The organism is Pseudomonas sp. FW305-70 (genome assembly GCF_058783925.1).
In genome coordinates this window covers 317,265-330,835 of sequence record NZ_JBYSYZ010000001.1, presented here as the reverse complement: position 1 = coordinate 330,835, position 13,571 = coordinate 317,265, and the positions used below count along the sequence as shown (strand labels likewise).

Annotated in this window: 11 protein-coding genes; all 11 read right to left on the bottom strand. The window is 48.2% G+C overall.

Features of this window, described 5'->3' with window-relative positions; translation table 11 throughout:
• Positions 1-105: 105 nt before the first annotated feature.
• Positions 106-1,035, bottom strand: a complete 930-nt coding sequence (locus AC3WN7_RS01540) for a glycosyltransferase family protein (protein ID WP_146022424.1) — start codon at positions 1,033-1,035, stop codon at positions 106-108.
• Positions 1,028-2,101 (bottom strand): glycosyltransferase family protein, encoded by a 1,074-nt coding sequence (locus tag AC3WN7_RS01535; protein WP_102675082.1) that lies wholly within the window; start codon positions 2,099-2,101, stop codon positions 1,028-1,030. The genes AC3WN7_RS01540 and AC3WN7_RS01535 overlap by 8 nt, the downstream gene beginning before the upstream one ends.
• Before the next feature lie 17 nt (positions 2,102-2,118).
• Positions 2,119-3,366 (bottom strand): O-antigen polymerase, encoded by a 1,248-nt coding sequence (locus tag AC3WN7_RS01530; RefSeq protein WP_102675083.1) that lies wholly within the window; start codon positions 3,364-3,366, stop codon positions 2,119-2,121.
• The gene (locus AC3WN7_RS01525; RefSeq protein WP_102675084.1) at positions 3,363-4,478 is read right to left on the bottom strand and encodes a polysaccharide pyruvyl transferase family protein; all 1,116 of its coding nucleotides are present in this window, start codon (positions 4,476-4,478) and stop codon (positions 3,363-3,365) included. Before AC3WN7_RS01525 ends, AC3WN7_RS01530 begins: the two co-directional genes overlap by 4 nt.
• Positions 4,479-4,485: 7 nt before the next feature.
• Positions 4,486-5,733, bottom strand: coding sequence for a flippase (locus AC3WN7_RS01520; RefSeq protein ID WP_207258423.1), 1,248 nt, complete (start codon positions 5,731-5,733; stop codon positions 4,486-4,488).
• Between the two features lie 198 nt (positions 5,734-5,931).
• Entirely contained in the window at positions 5,932-7,059 is a 1,128-nt protein-coding gene (gene wecB, locus AC3WN7_RS01515) for a non-hydrolyzing UDP-N-acetylglucosamine 2-epimerase (RefSeq protein ID WP_102675086.1), read from the bottom strand.
• Positions 7,060-7,144: 85 nt separating this feature from the next.
• The gene (locus AC3WN7_RS01510) at positions 7,145-8,536 is read right to left on the bottom strand and encodes an undecaprenyl-phosphate glucose phosphotransferase (RefSeq protein ID WP_102675087.1); all 1,392 of its coding nucleotides are present in this window, start codon (positions 8,534-8,536) and stop codon (positions 7,145-7,147) included.
• A gap of 745 nt (positions 8,537-9,281) precedes the next feature.
• Positions 9,282-9,788 (bottom strand): transcription/translation regulatory transformer protein RfaH, encoded by a 507-nt coding sequence (rfaH, locus tag AC3WN7_RS01505; RefSeq protein WP_102675088.1) that lies wholly within the window; start codon positions 9,786-9,788, stop codon positions 9,282-9,284.
• A gap of 54 nt (positions 9,789-9,842) precedes the next feature.
• A complete protein-coding gene (locus AC3WN7_RS01500) occupies positions 9,843-12,080 on the bottom strand; it encodes a polysaccharide biosynthesis tyrosine autokinase (protein ID WP_102675089.1) in 2,238 nt (745 codons plus the stop codon).
• Between the two features lie 24 nt (positions 12,081-12,104).
• Complete coding sequence (locus AC3WN7_RS01495; RefSeq protein ID WP_007974078.1) at positions 12,105-12,539, bottom strand: low molecular weight protein-tyrosine-phosphatase; 435 nt, start codon at positions 12,537-12,539, stop codon at positions 12,105-12,107.
• Between the two features lie 220 nt (positions 12,540-12,759).
• A complete protein-coding gene (locus tag AC3WN7_RS01490; protein ID WP_102675090.1) occupies positions 12,760-13,548 on the bottom strand; it encodes a CPBP family intramembrane glutamic endopeptidase in 789 nt (262 codons plus the stop codon).
• Positions 13,549-13,571 lie beyond the last annotated feature (23 nt).

The window sequence follows — 13,571 nt, the reverse complement described above, 5'->3', positions numbered from 1 at the left end:
ATAGTTAAAGACGCTTAAAAAACCAATTTTCATTTTGTCTCTAATTCTAATATTAAAAGGGAGGGGCTAGAAGGAAACGCGCTGCTTGAAAAGTGATGTATTTTGTTAGGGTTGGTTTCGAATAATTGGCGACTCAATATTAATAATATTTTGAGGGGCGTTTGTTGATTTGTTGAAGAGTGCCGAAAAAGTTGCTTTGAGGATTGTGTTTGCGTGTCTTGGTGACTTCTTTGCGAGTCGATGTATTGCGAGAAGAATGTTGTACGCGATTGCTGTTGGTAGCAGCATGGCAGTGTGGTTTTTAGCAAACATGATTCTTGAGCGGGCAGACCAAAACTCAGAAATTAAACTGCGAGATCTGACATCTCTTGATATTCCGGTGGTTCCACCTTGGGAGTGATTGATTGTCACTTTTTCAATTTTAGTTAGAGGGGGGAATTTTTTTGACTGTTTTCTATATCTGTAAATAAACTCCAGTTCTTCGAAGTATAGAAAATAATCCTCCACAAAACCATTTGAAACATCCCACATCGACCGATTCATACCCCAGCAGCACCCTGACGGATACGAGTTATTTGTTCTGATATCTGATGGTTTTGAGCGAAACGTGTGTTTTGAAAAACTGTTATAGCTGATATTTTTCCCATTTTCGATAACATTGAATGTGTACAGCATTGGTTCAGAGGTTATTGGGTATAAGGAAGTATCTGAAGAGAATGTTTCAAAAGAAATATCTGTGTTTAATACAAATGTTAAGTCGGATTTTAATGTGTCGAAGGCGAATTTAAGACCAATATTGTTTCCTGCACCATATCCAATATTGCAGGAATTAAATATCAGGTGCATCGAGATTTCGGGGTGCTTATTAACAATAGACTTTAATGCGCTTCGATTTTCGTCAGAGGTGTAATTATCTACGATAATAAGTTGCGCGGTGGGGGTGGTATTGGGGTGCTGTAATAAAAAACTCTGGATTGCCGATTCTAATAAGTTTGGAGGGCCATAATTCAAGAAAATTAACGAAATGTTACGCATGGTTGTTTATCGCTTTATGCAACTGTTCGGCTCTTGATTTCCAGGAGTTCTTATTTAAAAAAGAAATTCTTTTAGATGTATCTACTTCAATGGTTTCTAAGGATCTTAGTAGGTCATTAAACTCTCCTGCGTTACTATAATAATTCACCATGCCTTCAAAGTGAAAGATTTCGTTATAAGCAGGCGCAAGAATGGGTACGGGAAAGGACAAATATTCGTATATTTTGACTGGGTCTACCCCTTCAATTAATGGAGTGATAGAGAAGGGCATAATAAAAGCATCTGCACTCATTGATTGCCGAATCATTTCGCTATGCTCCATGGCCCCGTAATAAAAAATCCGAGGGTGCTGTGGCGTATTGCAGTCGGAGGGGCCTATCAGATGAAATTCAATACGTTCAAATAAATCTAATGCTTGCTTTATTAATTCAAAGTCAAACCATTCTGAGATGGTTCCGAAGTAATATATCTTTTTTATATTTGACTTTATCTTGAGGGTGGAAAGACGTTTCGAATAGCTGTCGCTTTGCAGTCCATGAGCGTTGCGAATAACGCAGCCATCTTTTATTGCATTGAATTTTTTTAATAAAAAATTTGATGAAAAAATAGCCTGATTGGCCTTTTCAAGTAACTTACGATTCTCATTAATGATCAAATTTTTAAGTCTTCCCTCTGGGTAAAACTCCGCGTTATCGTCATGCAGGTCATAAACAATGGGGCGATTCAAGTGTTTTACATATCCGCCGAGCAAAGGGTGGGTAACTACAATGCAATCATATCGAGAGAAGTAAGATTTTAAGGATATGAAGGCACCCCAAATAAACTCATCTATCAATCGAAGGCCAGGGATAAGTTTTGCCTTAAATGGTAAAAAAGGTAATCCTGTAATCGTCAGGCTTTCAGAGTGGTGGAAATTTTTTGTCTTGCCATTTTTCTTAGGCGAGAACTTGTAAATGACATCGACGTCACAACCTTGGTCCGCTATTGACTCGGCTAAAAACTGAGTGCGTTGTTTAATCCAGTACCAGTCGGTATGTAATATGTAAAGAATCTTTATCTTTTTCATGTGATGACGTGTATTAACTAGTTGGACTGAAATGATGGAAAGGGCAAAGTCCTTTTCCCTTTGGTTGGCATTCTGCGGTACATCGAGATAGCTATTTTGTAAGCGCCAATAATGACGCCGACGTTTAGGATCATATAAAAAAGATTTCCGCTTGCGAGGCCAGTATATATTTGGTATTCACAAAATAACAATATTGATAAGTTTTCAGCGTTATGGCATTTGTTGCTTTTTAAGAATATTTTACCAATTACAATCCCAGTGATTAGGCATGCAATGACGGATGCAAACATTCCAAATTCATACTTGTAATAAGCAAATATGGAAGGAGTGACTGGTACTGAAAATTGATTTGAGTTAAAGCCGTAAATGTGGCGGGAAAGCTGTGCGTTGAATGTTGAGCCGTCGGAGCCAAATACTTGAGCAATTGGGTATGTTAAGTCATTGATGATAATGCTTGAGGCTATTGCATCTACATGAAAGCTCTCTGCGCGGTATACAGTATAGATTGGGTCTAATGAGATATAAGTCAGACGCTGAATCATATAATCAACGAAGTTGGTGTCAGCTAATGTTGCGTACTTGCTAAAAGTGAAATATAAAAATCCAACGCCCGTTAAGATGATGCCGGCTATGACTTTGCGACTGATAACTGGAAAATTCCAAAATCGTTTTGTGCAAAGTAGGACAAACACAAAGCTTAGGAGAGAGCTTTTGTTTCCTTGCGCCACGAAAAAGAACAGAGATACTGCAATCCAAAAATAAAATGATTTTTTATTTATGATTTTTGATTGGTAGACAATTACTGATGTGATTAAGATTAGGCTTGGGAAGTATACGGCGAAGCGGCTTGGAATACCGAACAGTCCTGATTCTCGTTGTTGAAATCTAACCATGTCGATGTTGTCGCTAAGAATAGGTAAGCCTACAACAGCATAGTGATAGAGAATGAATGTAAACCCGATAAATAATGCAAACTGGATAGCGTTTGGAGATGCCGGGTTGCTCGCCAGTAGTGCGGGCGTATTTTTTTTGCTCCGCATTGTAGTGATAATAAAGCCAAGAATTAGAGATATGCTGGAGAGTAATAACCATACAACAAACTCAAATTCGTATGATTCTTGCAAGTAAATTAATGGTAGTGTTATTCGAATGATGAATAAAGAAATAAGGTGGATGAATGATATTTTTGTTCTTATACAAGCAAATGCAATAGTGCCATAAAGAATAGCGCCTAGAATATAAATCAATATGCTTTCTTCGTTCATCGGGCTGTCTCGGATGCTAGTTCTTCAGCAACAGGCTTAAAGGATTTGCTAAATTCGTAAAATCGTTTTCGTTCACGCTCGGTTGATTTGTTTAGGCGTTTTTTTACATCGTCGTAAGAGTTTTGTAATGTATCAACTGCCCTTTCTAATGACTCGGTTGTTACGTTCATGTCGATTGTAAGGTTTGTGTTTAATTGTTCTGATACGATCGCTAGTTTTGGTTCGATATCTATACAGATTGATGGAATGGTAAATGTAGCTGCGGTCACCACTGCGTGATATCGAGACGTAATTAAAAAATCAAATTTTGATATATGTAATAGTGCTTCATCTAAGTTACCTTCATCCCATTCTGAGTATTCGGAGTTGGAGCTATCGAGTGCAGAGCGGAATGCTGAATCTTTAATTGGGCTCATGATGTAAAACGCATAGCTTATATTGCGCTTTTTTAGCGTCTGTTTTATGTTGCTTATGACGTTGTTAAAGTCAAACCCAGGCCAGTCCCTCAAAATAATTAATGCTTTAAGTTTGCGGGTGTCGCTTAATCTTTCTTCGCCTATTTTTTTGGTATTTAATTTTGTGTACAGTTCGGGGGTATAGCCAATATCTGCGCCGTAATAGAAGTTTTTTCCTCTAAAGTTATTACAGTGTTCTAGACTGACTTTGTCTCTGACCGACACAAAGTAGGCGTCGCAGATTTTTTTTTGAAGTCTATCACTTGGCGCGATTTCGAAAGGTCCAAACCCAACGTTCAGCATTATTGATTTTTTCGATAGTATTCGCTTGTGAGTTAAGTGAAATACTATTCGGTCTAAAAGTGGAAATTTTTTTTGGGGTGGTAACGCGAATGTATAAAACTGTGTTCCGCCTGCAAATACATTATATTTTGTTTTAATTATTCCGAATTTATCTTTCTGGATGATTTTGATGTCCGGGAAGCGCGACTGGATTTGCAGGCTTAATTTGTCATTTGTTTTAGAGATGATTTTTATTTCGCGTTGAGGTATGTTGTTTTTTGTAAGGAGGTTTAAGTACCCAAGCAATAATAAGTCGTCGCCAAAGTTCCCCTCTCCAAAAGCACCTGAGATACATATTTGTGAAATGCGGAACATGGTAGGCCTATTTTGAGTCTTTTAGTTGGTGGCGGAAGAGTAATGCGTTGTGCTTTATCTTCAGAAGGTCTTTAAGATCTTTGTCGAGCCAGTCAATTAGGTAGTTGGCGAAGATGGTGCATGTCAGCGTAGCAATGGCTGCGCCGATAATTCCGTATATAGGGATTAAAACGAAATTTAGTATGATGTTTAGAATCGCAGAGGCTATTGTGCGTGTTGCAATTTTTTTCTCCATGCGCTCAGCACTAAAATAGCGAGCGGAAACTGACCCTGTGGCAGAAAAGACAGCAGTCCACATCATTATAGTTAATACTAGTGCTGCTTCTTTATACTCATCGCCAAAAGATAATTTGATAATATATTCGCTTGTGAAAGTAGTGATGATGGCAACAAGCATGCATGTCCATATGATCATGCTGAAAAATTGTGTGAGTCTTAGTTTGTAAAAGGAAGAGTTTTCTTGTTTTAACTTTGAAATGATAGGTAGGAGAGAGATTGTTAGTGTATAAGGCAGAAGAAACCATGCATCAAACAGTTTTGCCGCAGCGGAATATATGCCAACTTCTCGTAATCCAAGCATGTGCCTGATCATTATTTGGTCTATTCGCATATAGATTAATATTGCTACTGAGGATATGACCATGGGCCAGCAACTGGTAAGCATTTCCTTTGCATCTTGCGTGTTGAACTTGAAAAAGAACGTTAATAAATTTGTTCGGGAGAAAACAATTATGAGAAATGTTGCTAGTATTGCCTGCTCTAATGCAGTTATTACAACAAACCAAATTAGATTTGACTTATAAAATATGAGTGCTACTTTGACGCTCGAAGTGATTATTAATGAGGTTGATTTGCATAGTGAGGAGTATTTTGCCTGTATTTGAGATTGAAAATAAAAATCTATAACTAGGAATGATGTGAAAAAAGTGCTGCCAGCGACTATTAGTGCATATAATTTTGTTTCGTTATCTTCTTGTATGTTGTAAATGGTTGTTGCTGTAAGTGCGTAGCATATGGCGGCTGTTATAGTCATGATCCAGAAAGCGGTGCCCATTAACTCTTTCTTTCGATCAGGTTTTTGTACAAGGTCTCTAGTCAGTACTGAGTCCATTCCCATTCTAGACACTCCAATTAAGAGTGCAGAGATAGTAAGGACGTAGCTCAATGCACCAAATTGATCTGGGCCTAAATATCGAGCTACATAAATTCCTACAAATACCCCAGAGAAAAGCCTAAGCAATTGCTCGGTCATCATCCAGGTGCTGTTGCCAAGGTACCGACGAAAATTCGGATTTAATGTTAAGTTCATTAGTTTTCGCAAGCGAAATGCTCTACGGTGAATGTCATGAAAATTAAGTGTGACATTAAAATTGAATTTTTTGGCTTTGAGGTGGAGTTTAGCGCTTGATGGCTGCTTGGCCTTTAATGAGACAAGGCCAAGTCTATATGACGGTTACTTAGATAGTTTTTCTATGAGCGAATTTTTTATTTTTTCACATGCTTTCCCATCACCGTATGGATTATGGGCAAAGCTCATCGTTCGGTATGCATCTGTGTCATTCAGTAGGCGATTCAATTCAATGACAATATTGTTAGTTTCGGTGCCAACTAGTTTCACAGTGCCAGCCGAGACTGCCTCAGGACGCTCTGTTGTATCGCGCATGACCAATACTGGTTTACCCAGTGAAGGCGCTTCCTCTTGAATACCGCCCGAGTCGGTCAATATGATGTGAGAGCGGGTCATCATGTGAACAAACGGAAGGTAATCTAATGGTTCGATCAAATGGACATTGTCGATGCCGGCAAGCAACCGGTTGACAGGTTCGCGAACATTAGGGTTGAGGTGCACCGGATAAACGATATCAACCTCAGGGTTTTGTTGGGCGACTTCAATCAACGCATTACAGATTCGCTCAAACCCGTCACCGAAGCTTTCTCGACGATGCCCGGTTACGAGAATCAATTTCCGGGAAGGATCGAGAAATGCACCAGGCGCGGCGGCTTTTTGATTGAGTTCCTGGTCCTTATCAAGTCGCGCCACTACGTCCAGCAATGCATCAATTACGGTGTTCCCTGTAACGATGATGCTTTCGGGATTGACGCCTTCGCGTAGCAGGTTCGATTGCGAGGTTTCGGTCGGGGCGAAATGCAGGCTGGCCAGCGCACCCGTCAACTTGCGGTTGCCTTCTTCAGGCCAAGGCGAATAGAGATTGCCTGTACGCAGGCCCGCTTCAACGTGCGCGACTGGGATTTGTTGGTAGTAGGCCGCGAGGCTGGCAGCGAAGGTGGTCGCGGTATCACCGTGAACCAGCACAATATCCGGTTTGAATTGTGCAAATACGCCTTTCAAGCCCTGCAGGATGGCTGTGCTGACATCGGTCAGGTCCTGGCCGGACTTCATGATATTCAGGTCGAAGTCTGGGGTTATAGCAAACAGGTCAAGTACCTGATCAAGCATTTCTCGGTGCTGGCCTGTCACACAAACCTTCGCATCGAAGCGTTCGTCAGAGGCAAGGGCAAGAACCAGGGGCGCCATCTTGATAGCTTCGGGCCGAGTGCCGAAGACGCAGAGTGTTTTCATTGAATACGGGCCATTTTTTTGGTGTTCGTTTAAGTCAAGAGTGCATTGCGAAGGAGCACACTACAGATGGGAGTAGCAGACGGGGTCAGTAGATGTTCTTTGACAACAAGGTGAAGGGGGTCTTGATCAAGATCTTGATATCGAGCCACAACGACCAGTTGTTGATGTACGCGAGATCCAGCTCTACACGCTTTTCCATCTTGTCGATGGTTTCTGTCTCGCCGCGACAACCACTGATTTGAGCAAGCCCGGTAATCCCCGGTTTGATTCGGTGTCGAGCCATATAGGCGTCGATTTTACCGGTGTAGTAATCGTTATGCGCCACGGCGTGAGGGCGGGGACCTACCAGTGACATACGGCCTTGCAGGGCATTGAACAGTTGCGGCAGTTCGTCGAGGGACGTGCGGCGGATGAACTGACCGACGCGGGTTACGCGAGGGTCGTCACGGCTGGCCTGTTTGACGTCCTGGTCGTCGTGCATACGCATCGAGCGAAACTTCCAGACCTTGATGATCTTGCCGTTCCAGCCGTGGCGTTTCTGTTTGAACAGGATCGGGCCAGGGGATGAGCATTTGACGGCGATGGCGGTGGCCAACAATACCGGGCTGAGGAGGATGATCGCGATGAGTGCGACGGTCCGGTCCATTATCGCTTTAGAGGCGGCGGCGGTAGGGTAGGACGTCAGTGGGCTTTCGTTCAGGTGAATGGCGGGAAGGCCTTCGATATCACTGACGGAGTGGTTGAGCAGGATCAGGCTTTGCAGGTCCGGGGTCCAGATGACGTCGACGCTGGAGTCCAGCAGGTCGATGTACAGACCTTCGATCTGTTCGGCTTCTGTCAGTGGCAAAGCGATGTAGAGGCGCCGAATACGGTGGGTTGCGATCAGGTCCCGCAGGTGGGCAAGGCTGCCAATCACCGGGTACAGGCCATTGCTGGGCAAGGGTTGGTCGTCCGCGGCCACCAGGCCAACCAGTGGTTCGTTTCTGTTGCGAACCAATTTGTCTGCGAGTTCTTGGGCCAGGTCGCCGGTGCCGATAATCAGAGACGTGCGTTCTGATTGCAGCTTTTGCTGGTAACGCCGGGAGAGGTTATGCAGCGGCACATAAAGACAGGCCTGGAGTACGAAACCGCCGAGGGCGAGGCTAATGATAACTTCGCGGGAAAAAAGCTCACTGGTTTTGGTGATAAACGCCACGATGGTCAAGCCGGAAAGTAGCACCAACCAGCCAGCCAACAATCGGCCTAGCCCGACCAAATAGCCATGGTGTTTATGGTAGACCTGCATCATGGAGTAGGCGGGTACTGAGCCGAGCAGCATGAATGCGGCGAGTATCCGGTAGTGGGCTTCGACTTCCCCGGTCTTAATGGTTGCCAGTGCACAGAGCAGGAGGATGAGTGCGGAGATTGCGCCAAGCCATTGGGTCCAGAACGTAAGACCGCGGCCGGCTGGTAGCTTGGTGTTGCGCTTGCGAATCAAAATAATGTCCCTTGCGTCGATTTGGACATAGCCTTCCTGGGGTATGCCTGCTGCTGGAGTTTTCACTCCATGCCGCTTTGGTTGCTGTTTGAGCCTCTGGCACAAACCGGTCTGTGTCGTGGCGTTTCCCTTATCCGTGACAGGGAACGCACTCGCCTTGGCCAATATCAAGGTTTTGGGCACGCTACCGCCCCAGGATTGACCGTTGGTTTCCTGAGAACGTGCGCCGTGGGTGCGACGAATGAGCCGATGCGCGAGCGCTGGCATTTTTGGGGAAGAGGGTCAATCAGGCAGGCCGAGTCTGCGCTCGGAGGATAATGAGTCTGTCCTTGACTTCTACACAACGCGAGGTTTGTGCAATGGCATCCTGCCGGAATGGGAATATACCTCAGCCGACGGCTTATTCTACGTTTTTGTTAGGAAATGTGAAGGTATAAAACAGGCTCATATGGGGTTCGGACGGACAAAATTACCAATAACCAGTGAAAAGCCGATTGCAGCCGATAGCCCAGTGTTTGTTGGGCGAAGTGCCACTATGCGAGCCATCATGCGATCGATTCTGGGGTATGTGCCGAAGGGGGGAGGGTTTCGATGTTGCGCATGGTTGGGTTGGTTGGCTGAGAGGGAGTCGTAAAGCCGGCAAATGTGTTTTATCTGTAGAGCCGCGGTGGCTGGTTTTAGGGCCGCTGCGCGGCCCAGCGGGGGCAAGCCCCCTCGCCACAGTGGGGATTGATGTTGACTGCTATCAGGTCTTTTCTATGGCGTTGATCGGGATGCTGAGGGTGTGTTCGCGGTGCAGGAGCTGGAGCAGGATCACGATGCGTTCGGCACCGTCGCGGGCCAGGAAAATCGCTTCCAGTTCCTTGTAGCAGCCGCGGTTGATGCGCACCCGGTCGCCGGGTTCGAATGTTGCGGGCTCTGCGGGTGCCTCGTTGAGTTGCTGTTGCAATTGCTCGATCAGATCGTCAGCGACCGCAATCGGTTGTTTGCCGAACGTCACCAGTTGGTTGACCCCGCGGGTAGAGCGGATCGGGTGCCAGTTGTCGTTGAGCTGGTCGAGCTGGATAAACAGGTAGCCGGGGAAGAGAGACTCCACCGAGGTGCTGCGGCGACCGCGTTGAATGCGTTCGACCTGTTGTGTAGGTCGGTAGCAGGTGAAGCTCTGGCGGATCAGGTTTTCCTCGGCGCGGGCATCTTGCCGGGGTTTGCACTGGATCAGGTACCAGCGTGGGGGCGGGTGCGGGCGAGGCATGCTGAGGGCTCTCATGGGTGAATCAGGGCAGCGGCGCTGCCCTGATGTCCGGTGTCACTTCTTGTCCGACGCGTATTCGTATTGATAGTAGCTGTAGCTGCCGTAGCCGTAGGCTGAAGCCTTGCGTTCCACGGCGTTGAAGATCGCACCCTTGACCACGATGCCGTTCTGTTCGAAGCGACGTTTGGTTACGGCGATTTCCTTGGCGGCGTTGACGCCAAAACGGGTCACGATCAGGCTTGTGCCGGCCTGACGGCCCACCAGGGCGGCATCGGTCACTGCGAGGATTGGCGGGGTGTCGATGATCACCAGGTCGTACTGGCTGCTGACTTGCTCCAGGAACCGGGTGAAGTTGCTGTGCATCAGCAATTCCGACGGGTTGGGCGGGATCTGACCGCGGGTGATGACGTGCAGGTTGTCCACTTCGGTGGAGTGGGTTGCCTTGTTCAGATCAATCTTGCCGGCGAGCAGATCGGACAAACCGTTGCTCACGTCCATACGGAACATTTTGTTCAGGTAGCCTTTACGCATGTCGGCGTCGACCAGCAGTACCTTTTGCCCGGTCTGGGCAATGATCGCGGCCAGGTTGCACGATACGAAGGATTTACCCACGGCCGGGCTTGGGCCGGAAATCATCAGGATGTTGTTCTTTGCTTCAAGGGTTGCGAAGTGCAGGCTGGTACGCAGGCTGCGCAACGACTCCACGGCGAGGTCTGCTGGGTTGTTCACGGCTAGCAACAGGGAGCCGGTAGAGGCGCGGTTGTTGCCTTTCAACGTACCTTCAATCTGGGACTGGCCCTTGCTGAGAGGGATCGACGCGTAAACCGGGATGCCGAGTTGCTCGATGACCTCCGGGTCTTCGACGCCACGATTCATCGCTTTACGAACCAATACGTAGGCCACGGCAATCAGGCCGCCGAGCAGCGTTGCGATCAAAACGACCAGCGTTTTTTTCGGTTTGACCGGTTTTTCGATGTTCGCATCCGCCGAGTCGATCACGCGGACGTTACCTACCGTACCGGCTCGGACAATATCCAGCTCCTGGGTTTTGTTCAGCAGTTGCGTGTAGATGTCGGTGGTGACTTGCATGTCACGGGTCAGGCGCAGCAGTTCCTGCTGGGTTTCTGGCAGGTTCTTGACCTTCTTTTCCAGCCCGCGTTTCTGTTGATCGAGCTGACCCATTTGGGTCATCAGTGCCTGGTAGGATGGATGCTCACGGGTGAAGCGGTGTTCCATCTCGGCTTGCTTGAGCTTCAACTCGGAAATCAGGGTCTCCAAGGCTACGATCTGATCGAGTACAGCTTTGGTTTCGATAGTGATGTCTACGGAGCGAGCACTGCTCTGGTAGGCATTCAACTGACCTTCGGCCTTCTCAAGTTGCTTGCGTACATCCGGTAACTGGGTGCGCAGAAACTCCAGGCTTTGTGCGGCTTCAGCGGAGTTACGCTGGACGTTCTGCAGTACGTAGAGACGGTTGATCTCATCCAGCACCTTGTTGGCCAGATCGGGATCTTGGCTTTCCAGCGACAGTGCGATGATGCCGGATTCCTTGCCACGTTCAGCGGCAAGCACATCATCCTGGTATTGCAGAATAGTGTTGAGACGACGCTGTTTGGTGACAGAGAACAGAGCTCCAACATTGGCGTTCAGGTTGGCAACTTGTAGCTTGAAGCCATTTTGCTCCAGTTTTTCACCCACCTGACCCTGGAGGAGGACTTCTTCATCGTCATTCAGCAGGGTGAAGGTGCCATTGCCTTCCGCGCGAAGTGTCAGCCCCTTGCCGAGGTAAGCATCCGGTACTTCCAGTTGGAAGATATCGAGTTTTTCTCCACCCCAAGTGAAGCCGTTGAGGCCGAGCAGTGGCGAGGCCACCTGGTTTTCACTCAAAGGCTTAAAGCGCCGGCTCAAGAATTGGCCAACCAGCGGGAAGTAGTTCGGCTCAACAATAATATCGAGCTTCAGGTTCTCCACAGCCTTGCCCAGAACCGCGCGGGATTTGAGCAGCTCAATCTCGGTCACCGCCGGGGAGGTGCCGCCGAACATCTCACTCATTTCCCCCATGCCGCCCAGCGCGGCCATGCCGCCTTTTTTCTCTTCAACCTGCACCAGTGCATTCGCCTGGTAAATCGGCGTCGACAGCACGGCATACGCAACACCCACCGCGCAAAAGAACGCAGTGATGCCAACAATGATCCACTTGCTGTCGATCAAGGTGCCGAAGAGTGCGAGCAGATCGATGTCGTCATCGTCGTCGCGGTGTTCCTGGATGGGGAGGCTGTTTGGGCTTTGCATGCGGGGTACTTTTGCAAGAGGTGATTATAGTTTTTGCGACCAGCTGTCGACGCCTTGCGTCATCAGTTGATAGACGTGTTCGAAGGCGACCTTCTGTTGGCGATAGGGGTCGGGGATTTCCTGGTTGTTCTGCCACTTGCCCAGCAGGAACGTTTTGCCCTGTGCTTCCGGCGCCATTTGCACGATGCGTTTGACGTGGCCTGTTTCCATGGTGAGGATCAGGTCAGCCTGTTGCAGCAGTTCGCGGGTCAGTTGCCGGCCTTTGTGGTCCGGGTGGTCGCCATTGTGTTCGCGCAAGACTTCCAGCGCGGTGCTGTCCATGGGTTTGTCCACCAGGGCGTGGATGCCTGCTGAACTTACATCAATGCCGCGCTCGGCCAGTCTGCTTTTAAGCAGGGCCTCGACGGTGGGGCTTCGGCAGATGTTGCCGATGCAAACGACCAGGATTTTATTGAACATAGGGGCTGCGCAAGTTGCGATATCAAGTGTGAAAACCGCACAGGCAGGAGGAAGGAAAGGGGGGGTGTGGATTCCATTCCAGCGCAACTGTACGGCTATCTCCGATGGCTCACTGCTATCGGGGCCATTTTAAAAGCGTGCACTCTAGTGACGAAGGGGGGGGAGGGTCAAGGCTCGGCTGTTACTTTCTGTCATACGGTTGTTTGGTTCGTTGCGGTGATTATCCCGCCATCGGGTAGGTGAACAGTGCGAAGTGCATCAGGTTCAAGCCGAAGTGGCTGAGGATGGCAGCGCCCAATCCACCGAAACGGTAGGCAACGCCGTAACCGATCCCGGCCAGACTCGCCAGTACCACCCATTGCCAGCCGGCCCCCGCGTGGGCCAGGCCGAAAATCAGAGACGCCAGCAGCAGGGCGAGGTTTTCACCCTGGGGCAGGTTTTTCATGATCCGGCTCAGGCCGCCCTGGATATAGCCGCGAAACAACGCTTCCTCGACCAGGGTTACCAGCAGCAGATTGTTGAGCATCCATAGCCAGGCCTGGTCCGGCCATTTCGGCGCCCAGGCGATGATGCCCATCAGCAGCGCGCCGCCCAGTGCCAGCACGGTGCTCAAGGTCAGTGCCAGTGCGGTGGCATATAGAAAGGAGCGCAACGGGCAACGACCGACAATCCATGGGCAGACCAACAGCAGCCAGAAGCCGATCAGGGGTTTGTCCAGGTTCAGGAACATGGAAAACGGGATGGCGTTTTCGCTGAAACGCTGCAGCGCAATGCCGCGACCGTTATGGAAGCCCGGTAGCCAGTGCAATGCCAGGGCCAGCGCCAGGACGATGAACAGGCCGTGGCCGAGGTAGCGACCGAACTTAAGCGTTTGCTGGCGAACGGCAAAACCGCAGACCAGTAGTAAAGCGACGGAAATCATCGCTGGCCAACTCATACTGCTGAAACACAGTGCCATGTAGTAGCCGATGGAGAGGAGGATCAGAAAAGTCCATTGCATGGCGACCATGTGAAGTCCTTGAGTCGAAGTCT

Bases quoted from the DNA above. Each gene is read 5' to 3' on its own strand.
- rfaH (WP_102675088.1), bottom strand. From the start codon at position 9,788: ATGCCTCGCCCGCACCCGCCCCCACGCTGGTACCTGATCCAGTGCAAA.
- AC3WN7_RS01530 (WP_102675083.1), bottom strand. From the start codon at position 3,366: ATGAACGAAGAAAGCATATTGATTTATATTCTAGGCGCTATTCTTTAT.
- AC3WN7_RS01495 (WP_007974078.1), bottom strand. From the start codon at position 12,539: ATGTTCAATAAAATCCTGGTCGTTTGCATCGGCAACATCTGCCGAAGC.
- AC3WN7_RS01525 (WP_102675084.1), bottom strand. From the start codon at position 4,478: ATGTTCCGCATTTCACAAATATGTATCTCAGGTGCTTTTGGAGAGGGG.
- AC3WN7_RS01535 (WP_102675082.1), bottom strand. From the start codon at position 2,101: ATGAAAAAGATAAAGATTCTTTACATATTACATACCGACTGGTACTGG.
- AC3WN7_RS01500 (WP_102675089.1), bottom strand. From the start codon at position 12,080: ATGCAAAGCCCAAACAGCCTCCCCATCCAGGAACACCGCGACGACGAT.
- AC3WN7_RS01540 (WP_146022424.1), bottom strand. From the start codon at position 1,035: ATGCGTAACATTTCGTTAATTTTCTTGAATTATGGCCCTCCAAACTTA.
- AC3WN7_RS01520 (WP_207258423.1), bottom strand. From the start codon at position 5,733: ATGATGACCGAGCAATTGCTTAGGCTTTTCTCTGGGGTATTTGTAGGA.
- AC3WN7_RS01490 (WP_102675090.1), bottom strand. From the start codon at position 13,548: ATGGTCGCCATGCAATGGACTTTTCTGATCCTCCTCTCCATCGGCTAC.
- wecB (WP_102675086.1), bottom strand. From the start codon at position 7,059: ATGAAAACACTCTGCGTCTTCGGCACTCGGCCCGAAGCTATCAAGATG.